Raw genomic sequence first — 23,056 nt, 5'->3', positions numbered from 1 at the left:
ATTTGTACTCTTTTCAGGAAAAATATCGCCTGCATTACCTCATTGCAAACAAATAAGGTTGTGATTTTACACCATAAGGACGAAGATGCTTTTTCAACATAATACGCGCCATACGAATCCGGGTCTTTACAGTCCCTATGGGTATCTTCAAATAATCTGCTATTTCCTGGTATTTATATCCTTCAAAGTACATTATAAAAGGAACATAATACTCTTCAGATAGTTTGTTCAGGGCATCTTTTATATCATCCATTATGAACTTGTTTTCTCCCCGGTTCACAGTAGAGCTGTACATTAAATTTGAAGATGAAATCTCTTCGTACTTTACAACAACACCGCTTGTTCTTACTATTTTCCGGTAATTATTAATAAACGTGTTCTTCATGATGGTATACAACCACCCTTTAAAATTAGTCCCATCTTGAAATTTATCATGATAGGTAATTGCTTTCAAAATAGTGTCTTGCACTAAGTCTTCAGCATCTTGCTCATCACGGGTAAAATTCAAAGCATATACTTTTAACGCCGCAGCTTGTTTTGATACCATCGATTCAAATTCATAGTCAATCATTTCCTTAAAATTTAGATTCTAAAATAATTCGTCTTCTAGCTTGATTTGGTACCAGCATTAACGATTGAATTATCTCCTTTGATTGCTCATTTACGCAAATCAGGTAGTATTTGCTAACACTTAGGTATTTATACCAGAGCAGGGTAAGATTTAACGCAATGAATTAGATTATGAAATAAGGGGTTTATACTAGGAGTTTGTATTTTTTAATACCACACGTGTTTGAGATAAACTTTCTGGGTAATTATTTTTAATAAAATCTATCATATTTTCTCTTACATAACAACGAAGATCAAAAGCATCGCCCGAATTACGGCAACTCATCAAACAGCGAATTTCCATAACATCAGTCTTGAAATCTGTTACTTGTAAAACGTTTACCTTACCATCCCACAGAGAATTGCCTTTTAGCAATCGGCTTAGTTCTTCTCTTAAATGACCGACAGAAATTGTAAAGTCTGTATAAATAAATACAGTCCCCAGTATTTCAGCCGTTGTACGGGTCCAGTTTTGAAAAGGTGTTTCTATAAAGTATTGTATAGGAAGAATAAGCCGCCGTTTATCCCAAATATTAACCACTACATAGGTAAGCGTTATTTCTTCTACCCTTCCCCATTCCCCTTCTACAATAAGAACATCATCAATTCTCATTGGCTGAGTAAATGCGATTTGAAAGCCTGCCAAAAGATTCCCAAGCGATTTCTGTGCAGCGAAACCAATAATAATACCGCCAACACCAACACCCGTTAATAAGCCTGCGCCAATTTTGCGCATACTATCAAAGCTCAAGAGTATTATTGCGGTAGTAATAATAACAATAATTGCTACCAGCAATTTCCTTATAAACTGAATCTGCGTTCTTAACCTTCTTTCACGTAAGTTATCTGCCTTCGTATAATCATGGCGATAATAGAGATAATCTTCAATTATACGGATGGTACGTATAAATATAATTGCAAAACAAACTGTTAAAGCAATCTCGACAGTCTTTTGAAAACCAGCACGAGTTAAGGCCTCTATCTTCATTAAGGGCAATAATGCATTGAAGATCAGCAAGGGTATAAAGAAAGTAAAAGTTAAGCGAAAATGCTTAATTGATGACCGTATAATTGAATAATTTTGATCTGTGCTTGAATACTTTCTTATTATGGGAACAAGAATGTTTTTTATAAGAACACCGATCAATATGGAAAATAAAATAATAGATAAATTCCAAATCAGGTCAGGAGTTCTATCAGACAATCTAGTCAGGAAATCAATCACAATTTAAGTATTTGTTCATCTAACTTTAATTTATTCTATGGAAGATCCTCTTCATTCATATCATTCTCAGCATAATCTATGTTGTCTTGAGCTCTATCCTGAATTTCTTCAGGAGGATCTTGATAGGGATCTGCCGGACTTTCAGCTTCATACCTCTTTTCAGTATTTTTAACAGATTTCTTACGCTGTTCCTCCTTTGAATCAGCTTCTTCTGGCAAGCGTATATCACGTTCTTGTGATTCTTTGGCTTCTTTATTTTCTTTTGACATAAGCTCCATTCATTTAAAAAAACAACAACAGCCTATCTAGTTTGTTTTTTTATTCCTAAAACCATTTTTCATACAGCGGGTTATTTTGTATTGGCATCTATTAACAATTAAATGTGTGGAGATTAAAACCAAAACCAGAGCTAACAGAAAGTGAGGTACAAAAAGGTTTAAAAATGGTTATCTGGGATGGATTAACCGCCGAAGTTATGACCTCTTTTACAGAAGGCGCATTCCTTATAGCCTTAGCCATCTTATTGGGTGCTAACAATCTTCAGATCGGTTTATTGGCGGCCCTGCCTATGTTTACCAATGTTTTTCAATTACTATCAATATGGCTCGTACGAAAATACAATAACAGGCGTGCGGTGGCAGTATATTGTTCCTTTTTAGCAAGAATTCCGCTCATCATCATTGGATGTATGATCTTATGGCTATCAAATGAGTCGGTCAATATGCTTCTATTTTTCCTGTTCTTTTATTATTTCTTCGGTTCTATTGCTGGTCCCAGCTGGAACTCCTGGATGAAGGATATGGTTCCTGAAAAAATACTCGGCGAGTATTTTTCACGCCGCAGCAAATACACTCAAATACTAAATATTATATTGAGCATTTCGCTGGCAATAATACTTGACTTTATTAAAAACTCTTATCCGGGATATGAGCTGACTGCCTATGCAGTGTTTTTTCTTATTGCCGGCACAATTGGTATCGTTGGCGGACTTTTATTGTCTAAAGCACCTGAACCCCAATCCTATTTATCCAATGCCAATATTATAGCCTTATTTAAACAGCCTTTAAAAAACGATAATTTTCGATGCTTACTAATATTCAATTCAATGTGGGTTCTGGCCTTAAATATTGCCACACCTTTCTTCATCGTATTCATGATGAAAAGTATGGGATTGCCAATCTCTTACATTATTATACTCGCAACCATCAGCCAGCTTTTCAGCATATTAACATTGCGGATGTGGGGTACACTTTCTGACCGCTACAGCAATAAAAGCATTATTTCCATTAGCGCTCCAATTTATATATTGTGTATTATAGCCTGGTGTTTTGTAGGCATATATTCTCAACTCTATCTAAATATTGCTTTATTGGTAGTTATTCATCTCTGCAGTGGTATTGCTACTGCCGGCATTAATCTTTCAACCGCTAATATTGGTCTAAAGCTTGCACCCAAAGAAGATGCTATTGTCTACTTATCTGTTAAGAATATTATTACTGCGATATTTTCCTCCATCGGACCATTAATAGGTGGCTTGCTGGCCGATTTCTTCGTAAATAGAAGCCTCATAATTTCTGCACAATGGATCAGTCCTATACCTTTATTCAATAAAACAGTGCGCCTGGTCTCCTTACATGAATGGAGCTTTCTTTTCTTAATTGGAGCTCTGCTTGCAATAGTTGCCTTAAATCTGTTAAAACAAGTTAAGGAAGTAGGCGAAGTTCATAAAGATGTAGTTAGAAGAATATTACGTACCCGCATTAAAAGTAACCTAAAAGAATACTTCATTATCGGTGATATAATAAACCTGAATAACCAGTTAAAAGCCATTGTAAAAGGAAAAAGAAAAGTTATCTCTAAAACCTGAAAAGCCATTTTCCTATCTGTTATCTGTCCGTTTCTAAAAGGAGTTTACATAAGAAAGTTCTTCAAATAAGATTTATTCAAACCAAACAGTGGTCAAACAGTGGTCAAACAGTCATTATACCACTGTTTAACCATTGTCTAATTACTGCTTAATTAGTGTTTAAGCTCTGAATGTCATTAATAAACTGTATATTAAGGATTTAGCAATATTATATTAATTTTCACCTTATTGTATTAAAGATTTCGGAAATGGCAAAAATGAAAAAGGGTCTGCTTGGACCAATCTCAGGAAAAATCGGAGACATTGTAGGAAGCTCCTGGAGAGGTATTGTGTATGTTAAAAGTAGACCAAAACGGACAAAACCTCCAACGGAAGGAGAATTAGGAAATCGTTTTGTTTTTGCATATACTCAACTTTGGCTGCAACCCATAAAGGAATTCCTTAAGGTAGGTTTTAAAGATGATAATCATACCGTTTATGGGGTAAATGCAGCCAAATCATACTTATACAAAACTGCACTTACAAAGGATGGCTTTAATTCTATAATCCATCCGCATTTAGTGAAAGTAAGTATAGGTACTTTGCCTTTATCGGATGATATTAAAGTAGAAAAAACCAGTCCGACCGAATTAACTTTTACATGGGAAGGAGGACATATAGCCGACAGCCATCCAAATGATCAAATAATGTTACTAGCCTACAATATCCAAGATGAAGATAAGGTAATTGTAGGCGATGTTTTTGGCACCGTTGCAGGACAATTCCGAAAGAACGGAATTGATAGGATACAAGTTACACCTAATCCGCAAAAGCCAGATCTTGACTATCATGTTTATGTAGCCTTTTCTGCTATGGACCGAAGCAGGCAATCGGATAGCATTTACCTGGGAACGGTAACAATTTAATGGATAAGGCTTAATAAATTAAAACTTCTGTTTCTGATCGGTGTTTTCTTATTAAACAATTAATAAAACGAAGAAGATTATGGCACAGAAAAAGCACGAATGGGATGGTAAGGAAGAAAATGAAGGTCAGAATGCCCTAAGAAATTCAGCTAATAAAACAGATGAAGGGCAATACAAACCAAGCAGACATTCTAATAAGAAGGATGCTGAAAAAAACCGGGAAGATCTGGGTGATCGCGGAGAAGATGAAGGTAAGAATGATGCTAATGAAGAGTAAGGTTTCTGTTTCTTCTTTTAAAATGCAATTAGATAGTTAAGTATATATACGAAATTTTAGAGCGTATAATAACTGTTTATTTAAGATAAATACGTAGAAAATATTTTTTTGTTTATTAGAAATACGTGATATGCAATTTCTTTTTTTCTTTTGGTATTAAATGCTTAAAATTACGTTAAGATGTAAGTTAATGGAAAAAAGTGCCAACATCAGCCAAAGTAAACCAGCATTCCAGCCGCAAGTTTTAGGTCAGGATTATCTAGAACCAATTTCTGTATTCTCACATCTGCCAATAGCTTTTTATACTTGTGATGCTGATGGATACATTAACTTTTTTAATAATGCTGCTGCCGAGCTTTGGGGCAGGACCCCAGAAATAGGCAAAGATCTTTGGTGTGGCTCCTGGAAATTATACTATCCGGATGGAATGTTTATGCCTGTAGAGATTTGTCCGATGGCTATGTGTCTTCATTTAGGAGAGGCACATGCAGGTGTAGAAATTATAATAGAGCGTCCGGACCTGAGCATCCGCAATGTTTTAGCATACGCTAAACCTATTTTTGATATTGATAATAACATTATTGGTGCACATAACACCTTGGTTGATATTACCAAACAAAAAAGAGAGGAAGCAATGCAATTAATGCTTGCTAATATTATCACTTCTTCTGACGATGCCATTATCAGTAAAAATTTAAATGGAGTAATTACCAGCTGGAATGAATCTGCAACTAAAATGTTTGGATATAAACCAGAGGAGGTTATAGGGAGATCTATCAAACTGTTAATTCCTAAAAACAGGTATAATGAAGAGGATGAAATTCTGGCAAGTATAAGCAGAGGAGAACAGGTGCGCCATTATGAAACCGACCGGCTTACCAAAGATGGCAGGATTATTAAAATTTCACTTACCATTTCTCCTATAAGAAATCAAGAAGGAATGGTTATAGGTGCCTCTAAGATCGCTCGTGATATTAGTGAGCAGGTTGCTTCGAGAAAAAAGATAAAGAAGTACACCAAGGAGCTCGAAAACCTTAATCGACAAAAAGATGAATTTATGAGCCTTGCCAGCCATGAATTAAAAACACCGCTGACAAGTGCGAAGGCTTATATCCAACTTCTTAATAAAGCTATAGAGGCTAATCCAAGAGAAGAAGATCTTATAAAACGTGCATTACAAAGCATTTCACGTTTAGAAAATCTGATCAATGACTTATTGGATGTTTCTAAAATAAAGGCTGGGAAACTTTCTTACAATATGGAGCTTATTCATTTCAATGAAGTTATAAGAGCGAGTGTGAGCAATGTACAGCTGTTCTCAAATACTCATACAATTGTTGTTAAAAAAACAGCCGATGTAGTCATGATTGGCGATAAAATACGATTAGAGCAAGTACTTAATAACTTACTGACAAACGCAATAAAATATTCACCAAATGCTAATAAAGTTGAAGTTGAATCTGTAAAGGAGGGTAACAACTTAGTAGTTTCGGTGAAAGATTATGGTATTGGTATTCCTAACGAATACTTAGAGCATGTTATTGAACGTTATTACCGGGTTGATAACAGTACCATGCGCTTCCCGGGATTAGGAGTTGGTTTATTTATTTCAACGGAAATTTTAAAAAAACATCAAGCCAAGATGTTCATTGAAAGTGAAGTGAATCAGGGTTCAACTTTCAATTTCATAATCCCTATTAGAACTGAAGTTTAAATCCATAAAGTTGGTTCACTTTCATAGGTTTTACGTATTTCAATCATCGTATCAATATACTTTTCGTATTCTATTTCTTTATTAATAGCTCGTTTCTTCATCTTACGATACAAGCGCTTTTTAGTTTTAAGAAATCTAAGGAACTTTGGTTCGAGTTTTTTATAGGTTATAACGAGAATAACAATAACTGCTGTAAGACTAGCTGTAATTGTTAATTTTTTCTTTACTGAAACTTTCAAATCCTTAATAGCGTGAATTCTCATGTCTTTTGATTTTATATATAATAAGACCAAAGACTATGCCGTTGCTATTAAGTTTGATTACAGATGCCTTGTTATTACCTGTTACAGCACTTTTCAGGTATTTTTTACACAAGGTATTGAGTATAAAAACAATGCGATACGTACTTATTGCACTATACCATTTAGTACAGCATAGCGAATTAGTGAAGCTGTATTTCGGGAACCGGTCTTTTCAATCAGACTTTGTCTGTGACCTTCAATGGTACGCTTGCTGAGGAATAATTTTTCGGACATTTCATGATTCGTTAAACCTTGAGCTATTAAATTCAGAACTTCAATTTCGCGGGAGGAAAAATCTATATCATCTTCAAACGCCGATTGAGATGATATAGAGGAATTTATCAATCTTTCAAGCATCTTAATTGATAACTCTGAACATAAGTATTTACTTCCAATACTTACATGTTTGATAGCAAAAATTAATTCGTCTGAGCTTACGTTCTTAAGTAAATAACCACACGCGCCTTCGGAGAATGCCTGAATTACATATTTCTCACTATCAAGCATAGAGAGAATAATCAGACGAACTTTAGGATATGTTGCTTTTAATTTTTTAACAAGTTCGATTCCATCCATCACAGGCATATTAATATCGGCTAATACCAAATCAATATGATTTTCTTTAGATATCATATTAAGGACTTCCTGACCATTTTTTGCTTCTCCTACAACACTAAGCCCCTCTTCAGACTCTAAGAGAACCTTTATTCCATTACGAACAATATTATGATCTTCTGCTAGTATAATCTTTATCATCTTTATATTTTAACTATGGATTTAATATTCTTCTAAGCCTATACCGCTAAATGAATATCTTTATTAAATGTTATAGTTATAGTTGTTCCCTTACTTGTAGTTTCAAAATCTATATTTCCATTTAAAAGAAAGACCTGATTTTTAATTCCTCTTAAACCAGAGCCATGTCTTAAAGCATGTGTTAAATCTGTTTTAAACCCTTCTCCATTGTCAAATACGACGATTGTTATCGAATCATTTTTGAGACGTACAGTTATTTCGGCCAAGGTAGCATGCGCATGTTTTATACAATTATTTATCAATTCCTGTATAATTCGAAAGGCATAAAGCTGAATAGTAGGGTGAATTTTATCAATATTTTTACTAATACTGGTTTTGATCAAAAATTCTGGAGTACTCAAGCGGATGGTCATTTCTTTAATGCCTGCACAAAACCCAAAATCTTTAAGTACAGATGGAGTAAGCTCATAAGAAATCTCCCGCGTCTCACGTATTGCTTGGTCCAATAGTTGATCTACATTTTCAAAATCTCTTGTATGGTTTTTATAGTGCCTCAGGCTCTGTAAATTTAACCTGATACCATACAATATCTGACAAATACTATCATGAAGGGCTCGGCTAATTTTGAAACGTTCATTTTCTTGGGCATCTAACGTTGCAGAGAGCACTGCTCTTTGTTGTTCCAATTTTAAATCTTCAGCTTCTCTTAATAATTTCTTACGCTCAGTAATATCCATAATAATACCAGCGAAGAATTTATGATCTTCTGATACAACTATTTGCTGGCCTTTGGTTGCTATATCTTTTATGGTACCGCTCTGTGTAAGTATCCGAAATTCAAGATCCATTTCGGTAAGGTTATTCAGACTATACATATAACTGTAGCGCACTTTAGACTGATCATCAGGATGGATCAGTAAAAAAAATGATTTTAATGTTCCATTAAATTTCAAGGGATCTAGATCTAATATATCATGACTATACTCATCTAAAACGATTTGATCGCTTCCATTCTCAATACTCCAGAAGCCCATTGATGAGGCTTTTAAAGTCATCTCCAGGCGTTCTTTTGTTTCCTGCAATAATTGCTGGGCATTGCGACTTTCTGTAATATCAATAACAGTTATATAATATTTTATATTGGAAGAACTAAAACTTGGGATTACTATTCCTTCCATCCGTACATATAAAACTTGTTGATTGGCCAATATTAATTTAACCTCAGTATTAATTTTTTCATTTGAATTTTGCATTCTATTCAAAAAGCTATAAAACTTTTCAAGATGCTGATGACAGATAAAGCTTTGAAATCTTTTATTTCTTAAGATAGGCCCAGAGAAACCAAGAAGGTTAATACCTGTTTGATTAACTTCTTCTATCATGCCTAAATGGTCTATTATAAAGTACCCTATAGGTGCAAAATCGTACAGGTCGGCAAATTTTCCGCGCTCAGCATCGAGCGTTTCATATGAAGTTTGAAGTTCGTTACTCTGCATCTCAAGTTCAACCTGATAAACATTGAGTTCATTTAAAAGTGTAGAAATATCGCCATTAGTTAAGATTCGCTTTATACTTTCCTGCCCATTATTACTAAGTTTCATCCTTTCAGAATTTCTTAATAGTATAGCTTTGAGTTTTTCCTCAGAAATATGATATTGCTTAGCCACTACTGATTATTAAAAACAGATTTTTTTATTCCTCTTAACATTCACTGTTTATGAACAATTGCAATGAAAGAATGTTCTATTGGTTAATAATTTTATAAGCAGGCAGGCTCACCTGACTGTAATTCTAAAAGAGAGGAAGATGTATACATCTTCCTCTCTTTTAGAATTGTTCCCTCTCGTTTTTATAAACTTCTCTTACAAACCTCTTCCAACGGTATCTAATTGATTGGTACTGTCTATAGAATCCCTCATTGTACCCATACCTGTTGTATCAACGGGTGGTACATCCATATTATCATTGTTATAAAGACTGTCCGAATTATCCATTTCATCATTTCTATTCGAACTATTACACGCCTGTAAGCTCCAAGCAAGGGCGCCAATTATCATACATAAACCTAATTTTTTCATTTTTATTTATTTTTAATTTAACATTTTTAATTACCAACATCCAATCTATCAATTAGTTATAATAATAAATAAAAACGGGTATTTACCCCCTTGTTACGTAAATATACTGTACACCTTTTCATATAATACCTAATTTGTAAGGAAGAGAAACCAAACGTTCTTTTCCAAGTTATTACTAAAAGTCAATTATATTTTAATTAGAAATTAATAATCTTTTTATGAAAGATCCAACTCCACCACAATATGCAGGAAAGCAATTAGACCTGCATGCTGAAACTTTATTAGATAATGAACAAGAGGCCAAAGAATTCTTTCAGGTTGTAAGAAAACGTTTATTACGATCTTTTGAATGGTATGATATTGCTAAAATACCAGCTGCTACATTTGTTTTAACAGATCATTTGGGACGAGAATTAATACGGGAGATGAAGGAAAATGATTTGATTCGCATTGATATACCAGGACCGGGCAACTCATCAGGAAATGGTTTTGATTGGGTTAAAGTTGAGAAAATAACAGAGGAAAAAAATGAAAAGGAAGATCTATGTTCAATAACATTGAGACCCACTTCAAACCCAGAAGAAAATAATGATGAAATAGCGCATTTTTTCAAAAGTATGGCGACCTCTACATTGTTGGCTAAACGACAAAACCTACATGTGAGAGCAGAGTATCATGGCAGAAATGAATTAATAAATGAAGATGCAACCAAGCTCACAGATAAATTCCGAAATATTATTGTAGGCTTAGCTGCGAAATTAGGACTATCTTATTCTCAATGGAAAAGTTTGATTGAAGGGTTAGTTGATAAACAACGTAATATTTTATAAACAGCTATTTTTTAAAGCTATTTTTTAATTTTTCGAGAAGATTCGTTCTTCTTTTTTTATCTGTACCTATCAAATAACCGTAAGGCGCTAAAACAGGAATATTATCACAGATTATTTTAACAATGCCTAGTAAAGGAATGGCCAGTACCATTCCTGCAATGCCCCAGACTAGTTCTCCTCCTACTAAAACCATAATCGTAAAGAGTGGATTTATATTGACCTGTTCACCAACAATTAATGGTTCTAATAGATAGGTTTGAAGAAACTGAACAATCAAATAAACAATAACAACTCCAATAATCTGATCTGTTTGACCACCTTGTGCTATAACAGCAAGAACAGTTATGGAAGTGCCGGTTATATTGCCAATAAATGGGACAATTTCTAATATACCACAAAGGATGGCAAAGAACAGGGCATTTTCTACACCCATGAGCGTAAAACCGATGCCGTACATGATCCATAAAACAAGGATCATTACAGCCAATCCGCTTAAATATTGTTGAGAAACATGGGTAGCTTGTTGAAGTATTTTTTTAGCTTTCGCTTCTTGAGTAAGCGGAACAAGTTTCAATAGAAACCTTTTAATACGAGATCGGTAATATAAAAACAGATAGATATACACCATGATTAATATGGCATTAACTAAAGCTCCAAGAATACTTGTTGCAAAACTGGCAAGCATATTCCCTGTTTCTCCAGAACTGTTTCCTTGTTCTTTTAATATTTGTTCTTGCTGTTTTGATGATATACCTAAAGTTTCATTGATCCATTCTCTTAAACTTTGAAGGAATGACATACCTCGCTGCTTCATTCCTTCAATATTTTTTGTTAAATCATTAAGCTGCCAGGTAAGAAGAAGAAGAATAGTACTGATTACGGCTAATAATATTATCACGGCAATGAGTGCAGAAAGAGCGCGACTTATTCCATATTTTTCTAACTTATCACATAAACGAACAAATAGCATAGATAAAATACCTGCTAATGTTAAAGGAATTAAAAATGCACTGGCGATGTATAATATACTAACACTTAAAGAGATAAAAAGCAATCCATATACGGAGAGTTGTAGTTTTCCAATCATATTTAGATCTTTTTCTCTATAAACAAAAAAGTTTACATAGTGTTATATGAATGGTAAAAACTAATAATAATTATCGTGCCTTCATCAGTAATAGCTTCTTTTAATTATGACAAAAAGAACTCGAAGTTAGAAATTCGTTTTGTCTCCGGGTTGAAATACAGCTACTTTGATGTGCCTGTTAATATCTATGAAGGAATGAGAAGATCAAGATCTAAGGGTACTTATTTTAATCAAAAAATAAAGGACAAATACAATTTTGAAAGAATGTCGTAGAATTAACTCGTTTTCTATTCATTAGATTCCGCTTAGAAAAGAGAATAAGACAGATAGAATTGATTGCTATTCTATCTGTCTTATAAAATGAACCTACAGTTTCTCACTATCACGCAAAATTTTCACCTTATCATGAGAAGACTTCAATTCTAGTTTTTGACTGGTTATTAAAGCTCGCGCATTTGGCAAGAGATCGTCGGACTTTTCAGCTTCTTTATAAGCCTTCTGGGCTGCATCTTCTCCAAATTCGCAGTTGTTTAATACAGTTTGGCGATCTTTTCCAGTAAAAACAGATTTTACATCCATCCATGTACGGTAAATTTTACCGGATACGGTTGTACCTGTATCGACTTCTTCGCCAAGTAAAGATACTTCACTTTGTAATGCAGATTTCAATTCTTGACTTTGAGTTATGAAACTATTGAAAAGATTATTCAAATCAGCATCTACAGAATCTAATTCTTCTAATGCTTTTTGGTATCCTTCAATTCTATCATTATTTATCTGAATCAGATCATTTAATACTTCTGCTGTATTGCTTGCTGTTGACATGTTAATTATGATTTTGTATTGTTGATGGAATTATTAATTACTCTTCGGAGGCCTTTTCGTTGATATGCTTCACTGCAATTTTAGTTAAAGCAACGTCAGTATCCTTCTCATTTTTCAATGTTTGGTCTAATAATGTAGTAACCTCTTGGTGCCCCATTTTTTCAGAAAAGGTTCTCAATGTACCATAAGTGGCAATTTCATAATGTTCGACCTTTTGCGCAGCCAAAATAAGTGCTGCATCTCTTAGCATGGTACTCTTGGTTGTATCAGCAATAATAGAATTTGCTTCTTCAATCAAGCCTTCCATAGCATCACATTTCTTAGCAGTTGCTTTTTCTCCTAATAATTCAAATACCTTTTCTAAGGTTTCGATGTGAGTTTCTGTCTCTTGTGTATGTTTTTCAAAAGCCTTAGACAACTCATCGGTAGTAGCAGCTTTTTTTAATTTAGGTAATGCTTTAGATAAATGCTTTTCTGCCCAATAGATATCTTTCAGTTCGTCTATGAAAAATTTATGGAATTCAGAGTCTTTCATTTTTTTATCAGACGATGACTTTTTACTATTGGTTTGCCCTTTCTTTGAGCTCATTGATTTAGAATCAGTTTGTAAACCTTCTAATCCCATTACTTTCTTAGATGTGGGTGACTTTTTAGTTATTGGTGCCATGTTTCTTATTTTTTTAAATTAAACCTCGTTTGTATTCTTTACTAAATGCAACGCTTTAATTAAAAATAAGTTTCAATTATTTCGCCTTCTCTGTAGGCGTGCAATTGTACATGTTGCTGTTAAACAAATAGTGATGAAGGTTGTTAATAATTATTAACTTATAGTTATTCAATATGAAAAATCTACAGCTTTTTATTTTTGTATTATTTCTATTGCCTCTTTTAATAGCATGCAAAACCTCCTCTTCTCAAACTAATAATACAGACTCTGACAGTCTCTATTTTAGAGATGTCACAGAGACTCATATACCGATAGACCCGGAAGCTCATATACTTAATCCTGTTTTTGCTGACATTGATGATGATGGAGATTTAGACGTTATCTCTGCCCTGGAAGCAGATGTTAATCGTCTTTATTTAAATGATGGAAACGGAAAGCTATCTTGGAAAAAGGACGCCTTTAGTAATGTTAAGAATGATACTGAGCATGTGAGAGTAGCCGATTTTGACAATAATGGCACTTTAGATGTTATTTTTGTTGCTGAAGACGATCAGAACCATGAGTTATATTTAGGCAATGGAGACGGCAGCTTTCAAGATGTAAGTGAACGTTTGCTAGCAAAAAGTGAAGGCAATGGTTTAGACGTAGGAGATGTTAATGGGGATGGCTTGCCAGATATTATAATTGGAAATTCGGGTGAAAAAGGTCAAAACTTCTTATGGCTGAATGATAAAAATAACCCTGGTCATTTTATCGATGCTACGGAACAAAATTTACCAAAAGTCAATGATGCTACTCAAGGTATTGCCTTAGCCGATTTGGATGGAGATAATGATCTAGATATGGTAATAGGAAATGAGATACCTCCAAACCGTTTATTAATTAATAATGGAATGGGAGTTTTTACTGAGAAAGCTGAAGGTTTAGATTTGCCTATCCCTCTTGAAACACGTACTGTGCTGCTATTTGACGTAGATGGTGATGGCGATAAGGATATCGTTTTTTCTAACCTAACGAGCAATGGAAGGAATTACGAAAAAGATCCGCAAATGAGGATTTTAATTAATGATGGAAAAGCGAATTTTAAAGATGAAACTTCTACCCGAATGCCGAAGAACACATTCTCATCTTATGCATCTAACTACATTGATTTTGATGATGACGGAGATTTGGATCTGTTAATTAGCACCATTGAGATTCCTGGTTTTAATGCTTCAAAGGTACATGCATATGAAAATGATGGTAAAGGATTCTTTAAAGATATTACGGAGAAGGCCATTCCCAATACTGTAATTGGCCGTGGATGGGATATAGCTATTGGTGATTTAAATGGTGATGGTATTGACGATGCTTTAATTGGTGGTTGGGGAACGCAGGCACGACTTCTTTTTGGAACGTTAAATTAATTGATTTACATTTAATGTAGAATTTTATAAACCAGTTCTTTTAATAAGGGTCCGATATCGTTGTTTGCAGTATCTACACCTTTTGATTTAAGATCATACTCTCTCAAGAGACTGATAATTTGAAAGGTTTTCCATTTATTATAATTACGGCCAGCAACCAGGTATTCATCTACAAAGAAAGAATGGACTCCTATTAATTTAGAAATTCCTGCCTTACTTTTATCTTCAGCATAATGACATTTTAATATCTTTATAAAATAGGTACCTAATGCACCTAACACTACCGGGGCAGGGTTGGAACGTGGATTGGCAGTAAAATAATCTACGATTTGGTTTGCTTTTAATACATCTTTGTAAGCCAATGCTTTGTTTAATTCAAACACATTGAAATCTTTTGAAATACCAATGTTATTTTGAACATCTTCATTGTTTATTTCACGGGTTTTGGGAACGTTCAGAAATATCTTATCCAGTTCATTAACCAATTTTGACAAGTCTGTACCCAAATATTCAGCCATTAAGGAAGCAGCGGCAGGATGTACTTTACGCCCGGCACTTTCAGTATAATCTGTAATCCAACCTGCTACCTTATTATCATAGATCTTGTTTGACTCAAGAACAACGCCTTTATCCATTAGCTTAAAGATCTTCTTCCGCTTATCAAACTTGGCATATTTATAACATAGCACGAGAATGGTGCTACGCAATGGGTTTTCTAAGTAAGCCCGGAGTATTTCAGCACTGTCTTTATTCCATTCTAAATTCTGTGCTTCTTTAACTAAAACCACTTGGTATTCTGCCATCATCGGATATCTTTTGGCATTATTAACAATGGTTATGAAGTCTGTTTCCTTTCCATAAAGAATGGTTTGGTTGAAACCTTTCTCGGCTTCTGAGAGAGCATTTTTTTCAATATAATTACTTACAGCATCAATGTAATAAGGCTCTTCACCATGTAAAAGATAAACGGGACTGAATTTTCGATTTTTTAAGTCGGTTATTAGCTGTTGAAAAGTCATATAGTAAATAATCGATTGTTGATTTCTTATGTATGGAATCTTTCAAAATTAAGCATATTTTTGAAAGATGTTTAAAGGAACTCCGTTAAATCTGCCACCCTACCCTTTCCAGCTTCAGAGGAGAAATGAGAAAGTTTATATCTTTGATGAACTTCGAAAAAAATATCTTCTTGTTACTCCAGAAGAATGGGTACGGCAGCATTGGATACAGCATTTGATTAATCAAAAAGGAGTTTCAAAAGGATTGATTCAATCGGAGGGCGGACTAAAATTAAACAATCTGCAGAAAAGAACAGATCTTATTGTATTTAATACTGCTGGTGAGCGAATATTAATTGCTGAATTTAAAGCACCGGATATAAAAATAACACAAACCGTGTTTGACCAGATTGCACGTTATAACTTCGTTTATAAAATCCCTCTATTGCTTGTCAGTAATGGATTGAACCATTATTATTGTCAGGTTGATTTTGAAAACGAAGCCTATCAGTTTATTGAAGACCTACCCCTACTAACATACGTTTAGTTCTTTCTCTACAACAGTTGCTTTACTTTCTTAGCAAATAATGAAAACTTTTACTTGAAAAGGTTTTTAAAGAACTCTGAAATACCGGTGAAAATATCTTTCTTGTCAGCATCTTCAGAAGAATTAATATTCGCCGTTTGGGAAGTAGAAACTGGTAACCATGATTCATTCGATCCCCATTCAAGATTAGCCTCTGCACCCATTTGAAATGTTATTTTACCACCGTTTAGAAGATCTTTATGAGAAAAATAACTCTTCTTATAGATCACGCCATTCAACTTAACAGATTGCACATATTTGTTTACAGCACTATTGTTTATTACTTCGATCTGTAGTTTTGCACCTCCCTTTAATTGTAACGTAGCTGCATCTACTAAAGGACTTCCAATCATATAATCTCCACCAACCGGATTGGCAGGATAAAGTCCTATAGCATTCCAGATTGCCCAGGCATTGGTCTGCGCCGAACTTAAACTATTTAAATAGCCATCTGGCTTATCCTGATATATTGAATCAAAAAGCTGACGCACTTGATTCTGAGTTTTCCAGGGTTTACCCAAATAACTATAAATAAAAGGAGTATAATAAACAGCTTTACCCTGGATTTCTGTTGGAGAACTAATTGAGAACAAAGAATCAAGTTTAGACTCCAGAGCTCCTTTTGCATAAAGGGATTCAAGTCCGCGGATATCGTGAGGTACAAAGAATGAATTTCGCCATGCATTTCCGTTCTTATAGGCTAATGCCCTTTCAGAGAAAATTGCATAATCATTTAGTTTTCCTAATTTCTTTGCAACAGTTGCTATGCACCAATCATAATAAGCATATTGTAGAGCAAATTTAAGAGTGTCTCTTTCTTGAAATGCACTTTCTCGCATAGCAGAATAAGCTTTTTCTGCATTTATGCCTGGCCAATCTTTAAGGATTGCATCACTTAATATTGGTATGGCAGGAAAGATTCCAGTTGTATCAACTTCTGCTGTACTCAAATCCCAAACAGGCAAAGATCCGTTTTCATTATAGAAGGCCAGGAGGCTATTTAACATAGCAGTATAGCGTGTTGGCTGCGTGATTGTAAACAATGGATTTAAAGCACTATAAGTATCTTCTAGTGGAAAAGATGTATATCTCATTTCTCCGTTTGCCATGCGATGAGTTTCATCCTTAGCATTTTTGTACTCACCATCTGCATCTGAATACAAAGTTGGAGCAAGCGCAGTATGATAGAAAGCTGTATAAAAAATGTGTTTTAACTGCGGATTACTACTTGTTATTTTTACTTTTTCAAGTTCTCTCTCCCATTTTAAATCTGCCTGATCTTTTATTGCGTCGAAATTCCATCCGGGTATTTCATTTAAAGCAAGCAACGCTTTATCCATACTGGTCATAGAAAGTGCCACCTTTAATTCAATAGTTTTTGGCATGTCGGCATGATCGAAGATTAGCTGGGAAACAACTCCTTCTCCTTCTTCTTTTGACTCTAATCCAATATTGATGGTACCTACCTCTACATTTATTTCACTCTTTAGGAAAAACTCCTTTACAGGTTCAGAGGTTTTTGCCGCAAAATACACCCGTTGCGTATTTGCCCAACCCTTGGAGTAGCGATAACCAACAAGTGTTGAATCGTTCACTTTTTTAATGAGTGTTTCGGTTGGTATATCAGGTTCTTGATGAAAGGCCAGGTCGAAACGGATAGAAGGATCAGACTGTGCTGGGAAAGTATAACGATGATAACCGACACGCTCTGTTGCTGTTAATTCTACCTGAATCCCATTATCCAATTCGACTGCATAATAGCCAGGTGAAGCTTGTTCATTTTGATGAGAAAAGCTTGCCGCTTTAAAAGTAGTATCTTGATCTTTTAATGGATTAATTAAAGGCATCACAGAGACATCAAGCCAATCACTGATATTAGAACCGCTTAAATGCATATGGCTGAATCCAACAATTTCAGTACTATTATAACGATAACCGCTTGGAGAGCCGGTAGCTTGTCCATTATCTGGACTTAACTGTACCATCCCGAAAGGCACTGCTGCTCCGGGAAAGGTGTACCCTTGTCCATCGGTTCCAATTAATGGATTAACGAATGATGTTAGTTTTTCTTGAGCAAAAGAGCTATTAATGACGAAGAGACTTATTATAAAACAGAGGAGTGTATTTCTCAAAACAAAATTATTTAATCCATTTATATTAAAACAAAACGTTAAAAAAAAGAATTCCGTACTTTATAGATTTCTAAAAGTACGGAATTCTTTAAAATAGATAAGATGTATGTCTTTATGTAAAATGTATTTTACATAACTGCATCGGGTACAAAGTTCATAGAAACTGAATTTACACAATGGCGTGTATTTTTATCGGTAAAATGCTCTCCAATAAATACGTGCCCTAGATGACCGCCGCATTTTGTACATACAATCTCAGTACGTACACCATCTGCATCAGGTATATGTGTTACTGCACCTGCTATTTCATCGTCAAAACTTGGCCATCCGCATTCACTTTCAAATTTGTCTTCGGATCTATATAATGGTGCATTACACTGTTTACATGTATAAGTTCCTTTAGCAGTATTTTCTAATAGATCACCTGTAAAAGGGCGTTCTGTACCTTTTTGAAGAATTACATATTTTTCTTCTGCTGTTAATTTATTGTAATGGGTAGTATCCATTTTCGTAGTATTATATGTTGTTAAACTTTCACTCGTTTCTTCACTTGGCGCAACCTTGGCATTTGTATAGCCACATGCACTGATAATAAAGAAGAAACTTATGCCTACTAAACCTAATTGAATTAAACGTTTCATTTTATTAGCTTTAAAGAAATGACTATACAATGTACGAAAAATGCCTGACGTTATTATTCATCAGGCATTTTTTATTGTAAAAATATTGTAACTTATTTCACAAGTTTGCTTAGTTCTTCAGCCATTGCCTTTCCAATTTCTGCAGGAGATTCAACAACGCGAATACCACACTCACGCATGATTTTCATTTTTGCTGCTGCTGTATCATCAGCACCTCCTACGATTGCACCGGCATGTCCCATACGACGTCCGGCAGGAGCTGTTTGGCCGGCAATAAATCCTACAACTGGTTTTGTTCCATTTGCTTGAATCCATTTAGCAGCTTCGGCTTCCATGCCTCCACCAATTTCACCGATCATAATAATACCTTCGGTTTCAGGATCGTTCATAAGCAGTTCTACAGCTTCTTTTGTAGTAGTACCTATGATTGGATCGCCACCAATTCCTATAGCTGTGCTAATACCTAATCCAGCTTTTACGGTTTGATCAACGGCTTCATATGTTAAAGTTCCTGATTTAGAAACTACACCAACTTTTCCTTTTCTGAATATAAAGCCTGGCATAATACCAATCTTAGCTTCATCAGCAGTTATAACTCCCGGGCAGTTTGGTCCGATCAGGCGAGAATTTTTATCACTTAAGTATGATTTTACTTGAATCATATCCTTTGTTGGGATGCCCTCTGTAATACAAACAATTACTGCTATACCTGCGCTTGCAGCTTCCATAATTGCATCGGCAGCAAAAGCAGGGGGAACGAATATAATGGATACATTGGCTCCTGTTTTATCAACAGCATCTTGAACAGTATTGAATACAGGTCGATCTAAATGTGTTTGACCACCTTTTCCAGGTGTTACACCACCTACAACCTGAGTTCCATACTCAATCATTTGTGATGCATGATAGGTGCCTTCGTTGCCGGTAAAACCTTGAACGATAACTTTTGAATCTTTGTTTACAAGTACACTCATGGGCTATTTTTTTGTTCCGCAAAAGTAACGAATAGCACAGAGAGTATCAAATATAATCTAAAGGATTATCGATTTCTAAGAAAACCTTTTAAATACCTACTGAGTTGAATTGGAGATCGTATAGCCGTTTATAGTAGCCGTTCATCTTTAATAGCTCTTGATGACTGCCTATCTCTTTTATCTCACCCTTATCAAGCACAATTATTTTATCGGCCTTTTGAATCGTTGAAAGTCTGTGGGCAATTACGATGGCACTCCGATTTTCCATTAATTTTTCAATCGCCTTTTGTATTAGTTCTTCAGTCTCCGTATCAACAGAAGAGGTTGCTTCATCGAGAACAAGAATTTTAGGTTCGTGTACCAAGGCTCTAATAAAAGAGATCATCTGAGCCTGTCCGGAAGAAAGGGTAGCTCCTCTTTCTTGTACCTGATAATCATATCTGCCAGGTAATTGATCAACAAAGGTATCAGCACCTACTGATTTAGCTGCCGATTCTATCTGTTCGATTGTAATCTCAGTATCTAATAAATTAATATTATTGGTAATACTATCTGAAAACAAGAATACATCTTGATGAACTACTGCAATGCTTTTGCGCAGGTAATTCAAATCAAACTCACGGACATCCACTCCATCGATTTTTATGACTCCTTTATTAATTTCATAAAATCTACTCAGAAGATTAATTATAGACGATTTACCTGCTCCGGTAGCTCCTACGAGTGCTAAAGTTTGTCCGGCCTCCAATGTAAAAGAAATATTTTTCAATACCCAATTTTCATCATCATACGCAAACCAAACATTTTCAAAATCTATCTTTCCATCTAATTTTGCAGGCTTTAAAGTACCGTTGTTTTGGGTCTTTTCATCAGTATCCAATACAGAGAATATCCGTTCAGCACCAATTATCCCCATTTGCAAGGTATTAAACTTATCAACAAGTTCTCGTAATGGCCTAAATATCATATTAATATACATGATAAAAGCGACCACAACACCCAAGGTTGTATGCCCTTCTAATGCTGACCTGCTACCATACCAAACCACAAGTCCTAATGCAATTGCCATGATAATTTCTATAACCGGATAAAAGATAGAGAAATACCAATTGGAGCGAATGTGTGCATTTCGATGCTGAGCATTGATGCCAATAAATTTATTGTATTCTTGCTTCTCACGAGCAAAATATTGAATAACACTAACTCCTGAAATATGCTCTTGAAGAAAGGTATTGAGACGGGATACCCAAGTACGTACATCTTGAAAAGAAGACCTCATTGCTCTTTTGAAGAAATAAGTAGCAATTAACATTATTGGCATCAAAGAAAGCACGATTAATGTTAAACGCCAATCTGTATAGAACATGACGCCCATAATGACTACCAATTGCAGGATATCTCCAACGATTTGAATAATTCCTTGTGAAAAGATATCAGATATGGTTTCCAGATCTGAAACAGTTCGGGTAATAAGTCGACCAATGGGTGTTCTATCGAAGTATTTTAAACGCAAGTGAGTAATATGGTCAAACACATCGCTTCTTAAATCACGAATTACAGATTGCCCTAAAATGTTTGTATATAAGGTTTGAAAATAACGGACCACAGTGTCTAACACTAAAAAGACCAGCATCAACAATGCCATCATACTCAAGCCACTTGTATCTCCTTTTAAGATATAATTATCAAGTGTGTACTCAATAAGCACCGGCATTAATGGTGCTGTTGCGGCCATTGTTATGGTTAGAATAATTGACCATACAAAAGCTCTACGATATGGTTTCATATAAACCAATACCCTTCGCAATAATTGTATATCGTATGAACTATCTGATGATTTATTTTGGCTCATATTTCATTTTTAAATCAGGGTATACAACTTCACTTAAATATAAGCCACAAGCAGGAACAGATGTTCCTGCCACTGAACGATCTTTACTCTCTATGATGGAACGAATGGATTCTACTGCATTCCTTCCATTACCAATTTCAATTAATGTACCCACAATGGCACGCACCATGTTTCGCAAAAAGCGATTAGCAGAAATGTTAAATACCAGGCGACCATCATTAATCCATTTCCATTCTGCGTTATAGATCTCGCAGTTATTGGTAAGAACCTGAGTATGTGTTTTACTAAAGCAACTAAAATCTTGGTACTCCATCATGATTTTTGCAGCTTTATTCATCTCAATAATATCTGGCTTATCTCTCAATTGCCAAGACAGCCCATCAAGAAAGGGGTCTTTTTCAAAATGTATATAATACTCGTAACTTCTTGATATAGCACTGAAGCGAGCATGAAAGTCATTCGGAACCTGAAATATTCTCTTAACAGCAATATCATTAGGCAGAACCGCATTTAAACTCTTTACGATGGTAGCTGACTGCCTTTCTACATTTGCTTGAGGACAGTCGAAATGTGCATAAAGTTGTTTAGCATGGACTCCTGTATCAGTGCGGCCACAACCAAGCGTTCTGATTTCTTGCCGCAAGATCATACTTAAAGCATCATCAACCACAGACTGAACAGTGATTGCATTAGTCTGTATTTGCCAGCCATGATAACCAGTGCCATTAAATATTAATTCGATAAAATATCGTTGAATTGCATTTCCCACTAAAGCAAAGATAAGGAATTAGGGGATTTATGTATATTTGTTAAAAATTAATATAGGATGATACAACGAATTCAAACAGTTTGGCTATTACTTGCCAGCTTAACACTTTTTTTATTATTCTTATTTCCCTATTTGCAATATTTCGATAATTTCGGAACAGCAATGGGAATAAAAATTACCGGAATCTATCAAGGTGTTTCAGAGGGCGTTGTACAAGTAAAATCGTTTATTTTACAAACTATTGTAACCGTAGTATTAGCTTTAGTACCACTTGCAACCATTTTCAATTATAAAAACCGAAAAAAACAACTTCAGATAACCTATCTGAATATTTTTCTTGTAATTCTTTTAGCTATTTGGTTCTATATTTCTTCTAACAATGCTGTTTTAGAACTAAATAAAACTTTAGCATTAGAGAACATTGGAATAGGTGCTCTTTTAGCTCCATTGGATATAGTTTTTCTTTTTTTAGCCGCAAAAGGAATACGCAATGATGAAAAACTAATCAAATCTGTAGATAGACTACGTGGATAGCCTGAGTGACAAGCAAATAAAT

At 34.9% G+C, this 23,056-nt stretch carries 25 protein-coding genes; 9 read left to right on the top strand and 16 right to left on the bottom strand.

Annotated elements, in window-relative coordinates; all coding sequences use genetic code 11:
* Positions 1 to 34: 34 nt before the first annotated feature.
* From C8N28_RS10840 to C8N28_RS10830, 3 genes are all read right to left on the bottom strand, one after another.
* Positions 35 to 571, bottom strand: coding sequence for an RNA polymerase sigma factor (locus tag C8N28_RS10840; RefSeq protein WP_132224698.1), 537 nt, complete (start codon positions 569 to 571; stop codon positions 35 to 37).
* A gap of 189 nt (positions 572 to 760) precedes the next feature.
* Positions 761 to 1,597: a mechanosensitive ion channel family protein gene (locus tag C8N28_RS10835; RefSeq protein WP_246012800.1), complete on the bottom strand. Its 837-nt coding sequence runs from the start codon at positions 1,595 to 1,597 to the stop codon at positions 761 to 763.
* A gap of 272 nt (positions 1,598 to 1,869) precedes the next feature.
* Positions 1,870 to 2,103: a hypothetical protein gene (locus C8N28_RS10830; RefSeq protein WP_132224694.1), complete on the bottom strand. Its 234-nt coding sequence runs from the start codon at positions 2,101 to 2,103 to the stop codon at positions 1,870 to 1,872.
* Positions 2,104 to 2,216: 113 nt separating this feature from the next.
* On the opposite strand from C8N28_RS10830, the gene C8N28_RS10825 reads away from it, so the two are divergent.
* The 4 genes from C8N28_RS10825 to C8N28_RS10810 all read left to right on the top strand — a co-directional run bounded on the left by C8N28_RS10825 (position 2,217) and on the right by C8N28_RS10810 (position 6,597).
* A complete protein-coding gene (locus tag C8N28_RS10825) occupies positions 2,217 to 3,701 on the top strand; it encodes an MFS transporter (RefSeq protein WP_246012799.1) in 1,485 nt (494 codons plus the stop codon).
* A 248-nt stretch (positions 3,702 to 3,949) separates the two neighbouring features.
* Positions 3,950 to 4,606, top strand: a complete 657-nt coding sequence (locus C8N28_RS10820) for a DUF6266 family protein (RefSeq protein WP_132224692.1) — start codon at positions 3,950 to 3,952, stop codon at positions 4,604 to 4,606.
* 79 nt (positions 4,607 to 4,685) lie between these two features.
* Positions 4,686 to 4,883: a hypothetical protein gene (locus C8N28_RS10815; protein ID WP_132224690.1), complete on the top strand. Its 198-nt coding sequence runs from the start codon at positions 4,686 to 4,688 to the stop codon at positions 4,881 to 4,883.
* A 190-nt stretch (positions 4,884 to 5,073) separates the two neighbouring features.
* On the top strand, positions 5,074 to 6,597 hold the full coding sequence (locus C8N28_RS10810) for a PAS domain S-box protein (protein ID WP_165870321.1): 1,524 nt from the start codon (positions 5,074 to 5,076) through the stop codon (positions 6,595 to 6,597).
* Here C8N28_RS10810 and C8N28_RS10805 read toward each other — a convergent pair.
* The 4 genes from C8N28_RS10805 to C8N28_RS10790 form a co-directional block, all read right to left on the bottom strand.
* Positions 6,594 to 6,860, bottom strand: a complete 267-nt coding sequence (locus C8N28_RS10805) for a hypothetical protein (RefSeq protein ID WP_132224686.1) — start codon at positions 6,858 to 6,860, stop codon at positions 6,594 to 6,596. The genes C8N28_RS10810 and C8N28_RS10805 overlap by 4 nt on opposite strands.
* Before the next feature lie 144 nt (positions 6,861 to 7,004).
* Positions 7,005 to 7,655 (bottom strand): response regulator transcription factor, encoded by a 651-nt coding sequence (locus C8N28_RS10800; RefSeq protein WP_132224684.1) that lies wholly within the window; start codon positions 7,653 to 7,655, stop codon positions 7,005 to 7,007.
* A 38-nt stretch (positions 7,656 to 7,693) separates the two neighbouring features.
* A complete protein-coding gene (locus C8N28_RS10795; protein WP_132224682.1) occupies positions 7,694 to 9,322 on the bottom strand; it encodes a PAS domain-containing sensor histidine kinase in 1,629 nt (542 codons plus the stop codon).
* A gap of 195 nt (positions 9,323 to 9,517) precedes the next feature.
* Complete coding sequence (locus C8N28_RS10790; protein WP_132224680.1) at positions 9,518 to 9,712, bottom strand: hypothetical protein; 195 nt, start codon at positions 9,710 to 9,712, stop codon at positions 9,518 to 9,520.
* A gap of 239 nt (positions 9,713 to 9,951) precedes the next feature.
* On the opposite strand from C8N28_RS10790, the gene C8N28_RS10785 reads away from it, so the two are divergent.
* Entirely contained in the window at positions 9,952 to 10,563 is a 612-nt protein-coding gene (locus C8N28_RS10785) for a hypothetical protein (RefSeq protein ID WP_132224678.1), read from the top strand.
* Positions 10,564 to 10,567: 4 nt separating this feature from the next.
* On the opposite strand, the gene C8N28_RS10780 is transcribed toward C8N28_RS10785, so the two are convergent.
* Entirely contained in the window at positions 10,568 to 11,650 is a 1,083-nt protein-coding gene (locus C8N28_RS10780; RefSeq protein WP_246012798.1) for an AI-2E family transporter, read from the bottom strand.
* A gap of 75 nt (positions 11,651 to 11,725) precedes the next feature.
* On the opposite strand from C8N28_RS10780, the gene C8N28_RS13970 reads away from it, so the two are divergent.
* Positions 11,726 to 11,923, top strand: coding sequence for a KTSC domain-containing protein (locus C8N28_RS13970; RefSeq protein WP_165870320.1), 198 nt, complete (start codon positions 11,726 to 11,728; stop codon positions 11,921 to 11,923).
* 93 nt (positions 11,924 to 12,016) lie between these two features.
* Here C8N28_RS13970 and C8N28_RS10770 read toward each other — a convergent pair whose 3' ends face one another.
* Positions 12,017 to 12,475, bottom strand: a complete 459-nt coding sequence (locus C8N28_RS10770; RefSeq protein WP_132224676.1) for a ferritin-like domain-containing protein — start codon at positions 12,473 to 12,475, stop codon at positions 12,017 to 12,019.
* 37 nt (positions 12,476 to 12,512) lie between these two features.
* Positions 12,513 to 13,064, bottom strand: a complete 552-nt coding sequence (locus tag C8N28_RS10765) for a YciE/YciF ferroxidase family protein (protein WP_132224992.1) — start codon at positions 13,062 to 13,064, stop codon at positions 12,513 to 12,515.
* Between the two features lie 251 nt (positions 13,065 to 13,315).
* Between C8N28_RS10765 and C8N28_RS10760 the strand changes: the two genes are divergently transcribed.
* Entirely contained in the window at positions 13,316 to 14,548 is a 1,233-nt protein-coding gene (locus C8N28_RS10760) for an FG-GAP repeat domain-containing protein (protein ID WP_132224674.1), read from the top strand.
* A gap of 11 nt (positions 14,549 to 14,559) precedes the next feature.
* On the opposite strand, the gene holA is transcribed toward C8N28_RS10760, so the two are convergent.
* On the bottom strand, positions 14,560 to 15,567 hold the full coding sequence (holA, locus tag C8N28_RS10755) for a DNA polymerase III subunit delta (RefSeq protein ID WP_132224672.1): 1,008 nt from the start codon (positions 15,565 to 15,567) through the stop codon (positions 14,560 to 14,562).
* 67 nt (positions 15,568 to 15,634) lie between these two features.
* Between holA and C8N28_RS10750 the strand changes: the two genes are divergently transcribed.
* Positions 15,635 to 16,093: a type I restriction enzyme HsdR N-terminal domain-containing protein gene (locus tag C8N28_RS10750; protein ID WP_132224670.1), complete on the top strand. Its 459-nt coding sequence runs from the start codon at positions 15,635 to 15,637 to the stop codon at positions 16,091 to 16,093.
* 50 nt (positions 16,094 to 16,143) lie between these two features.
* Here C8N28_RS10750 and C8N28_RS10745 read toward each other — a convergent pair whose 3' ends face one another.
* From C8N28_RS10745 to truA, 5 genes are all read right to left on the bottom strand, one after another.
* Positions 16,144 to 18,264: a GH92 family glycosyl hydrolase gene (locus tag C8N28_RS10745; protein WP_132224667.1), complete on the bottom strand. Its 2,121-nt coding sequence runs from the start codon at positions 18,262 to 18,264 to the stop codon at positions 16,144 to 16,146.
* A 128-nt stretch (positions 18,265 to 18,392) separates the two neighbouring features.
* Positions 18,393 to 18,905: a methionine-R-sulfoxide reductase gene (locus C8N28_RS10740; protein WP_132224665.1), complete on the bottom strand. Its 513-nt coding sequence runs from the start codon at positions 18,903 to 18,905 to the stop codon at positions 18,393 to 18,395.
* A 92-nt stretch (positions 18,906 to 18,997) separates the two neighbouring features.
* Positions 18,998 to 19,879 (bottom strand): succinate--CoA ligase subunit alpha, encoded by an 882-nt coding sequence (gene sucD / locus C8N28_RS10735; RefSeq protein WP_132224663.1) that lies wholly within the window; start codon positions 19,877 to 19,879, stop codon positions 18,998 to 19,000.
* A gap of 88 nt (positions 19,880 to 19,967) precedes the next feature.
* Positions 19,968 to 21,731, bottom strand: a complete 1,764-nt coding sequence (locus C8N28_RS10730; protein ID WP_132224661.1) for an ABC transporter ATP-binding protein — start codon at positions 21,729 to 21,731, stop codon at positions 19,968 to 19,970.
* Positions 21,718 to 22,500, bottom strand: a complete 783-nt coding sequence (gene truA, locus C8N28_RS10725) for a tRNA pseudouridine(38-40) synthase TruA (RefSeq protein ID WP_132224659.1) — start codon at positions 22,498 to 22,500, stop codon at positions 21,718 to 21,720. Before truA ends, C8N28_RS10730 begins: the two co-directional genes overlap by 14 nt.
* A gap of 57 nt (positions 22,501 to 22,557) precedes the next feature.
* Between truA and C8N28_RS10720 the strand changes: the two genes are divergently transcribed.
* Positions 22,558 to 23,034 carry a DUF4293 domain-containing protein gene (locus C8N28_RS10720; RefSeq protein WP_132224657.1) on the top strand — a complete coding sequence of 159 codons (477 nt, stop codon included), beginning with the start codon at positions 22,558 to 22,560 and terminating at the stop codon, positions 23,032 to 23,034.
* Positions 23,035 to 23,056 lie beyond the last annotated feature (22 nt).

The organism is Albibacterium bauzanense (genome assembly GCF_004339765.1).
Taxonomy (GTDB): Bacteria; Bacteroidota; Bacteroidia; order Sphingobacteriales; family Sphingobacteriaceae; genus Albibacterium; species Albibacterium bauzanense.
The sequence above is the reverse complement of the archived record's forward strand: the minus strand, read 5'-3'. Positions and strand labels throughout refer to the sequence as shown.

Coding starts and splice junctions, on each gene's coding strand:
- C8N28_RS10750 (WP_132224670.1), top strand. CDS start 15,635: ATGTTTAAAGGAACTCCGTTAAATCTGCCACCCTACCCTTTCCAGCTT.
- C8N28_RS10800 (WP_132224684.1), bottom strand. CDS start 7,655: ATGATAAAGATTATACTAGCAGAAGATCATAATATTGTTCGTAATGGA.
- C8N28_RS10835 (WP_246012800.1), bottom strand. CDS start 1,597: ATGAAGATAGAGGCCTTAACTCGTGCTGGTTTTCAAAAGACTGTCGAG.
- C8N28_RS10790 (WP_132224680.1), bottom strand. CDS start 9,712: ATGATAATTGGCGCCCTTGCTTGGAGCTTACAGGCGTGTAATAGTTCG.
- C8N28_RS10785 (WP_132224678.1), top strand. CDS start 9,952: ATGAAAGATCCAACTCCACCACAATATGCAGGAAAGCAATTAGACCTG.
- holA (WP_132224672.1), bottom strand. CDS start 15,567: ATGACTTTTCAACAGCTAATAACCGACTTAAAAAATCGAAAATTCAGT.
- C8N28_RS10820 (WP_132224692.1), top strand. CDS start 3,950: ATGGCAAAAATGAAAAAGGGTCTGCTTGGACCAATCTCAGGAAAAATC.
- sucD (WP_132224663.1), bottom strand. CDS start 19,879: ATGAGTGTACTTGTAAACAAAGATTCAAAAGTTATCGTTCAAGGTTTT.
- C8N28_RS10805 (WP_132224686.1), bottom strand. CDS start 6,860: ATGAGAATTCACGCTATTAAGGATTTGAAAGTTTCAGTAAAGAAAAAA.
- C8N28_RS10765 (WP_132224992.1), bottom strand. CDS start 13,064: ATGAGCTCAAAGAAAGGGCAAACCAATAGTAAAAAGTCATCGTCTGAT.
- C8N28_RS10740 (WP_132224665.1), bottom strand. CDS start 18,905: ATGAAACGTTTAATTCAATTAGGTTTAGTAGGCATAAGTTTCTTCTTT.
- C8N28_RS10830 (WP_132224694.1), bottom strand. CDS start 2,103: ATGTCAAAAGAAAATAAAGAAGCCAAAGAATCACAAGAACGTGATATA.
- C8N28_RS10760 (WP_132224674.1), top strand. CDS start 13,316: ATGAAAAATCTACAGCTTTTTATTTTTGTATTATTTCTATTGCCTCTT.
- C8N28_RS10730 (WP_132224661.1), bottom strand. CDS start 21,731: ATGAGCCAAAATAAATCATCAGATAGTTCATACGATATACAATTATTG.
- C8N28_RS10720 (WP_132224657.1), top strand. CDS start 22,558: ATGATACAACGAATTCAAACAGTTTGGCTATTACTTGCCAGCTTAACA.
- C8N28_RS10840 (WP_132224698.1), bottom strand. CDS start 571: ATGATTGACTATGAATTTGAATCGATGGTATCAAAACAAGCTGCGGCG.
- C8N28_RS10780 (WP_246012798.1), bottom strand. CDS start 11,650: ATGATTGGAAAACTACAACTCTCCGTATATGGATTGCTTTTTATCTCT.
- C8N28_RS10815 (WP_132224690.1), top strand. CDS start 4,686: ATGGCACAGAAAAAGCACGAATGGGATGGTAAGGAAGAAAATGAAGGT.
- C8N28_RS10770 (WP_132224676.1), bottom strand. CDS start 12,475: ATGTCAACAGCAAGCAATACAGCAGAAGTATTAAATGATCTGATTCAG.
- C8N28_RS10810 (WP_165870321.1), top strand. CDS start 5,074: ATGGAAAAAAGTGCCAACATCAGCCAAAGTAAACCAGCATTCCAGCCG.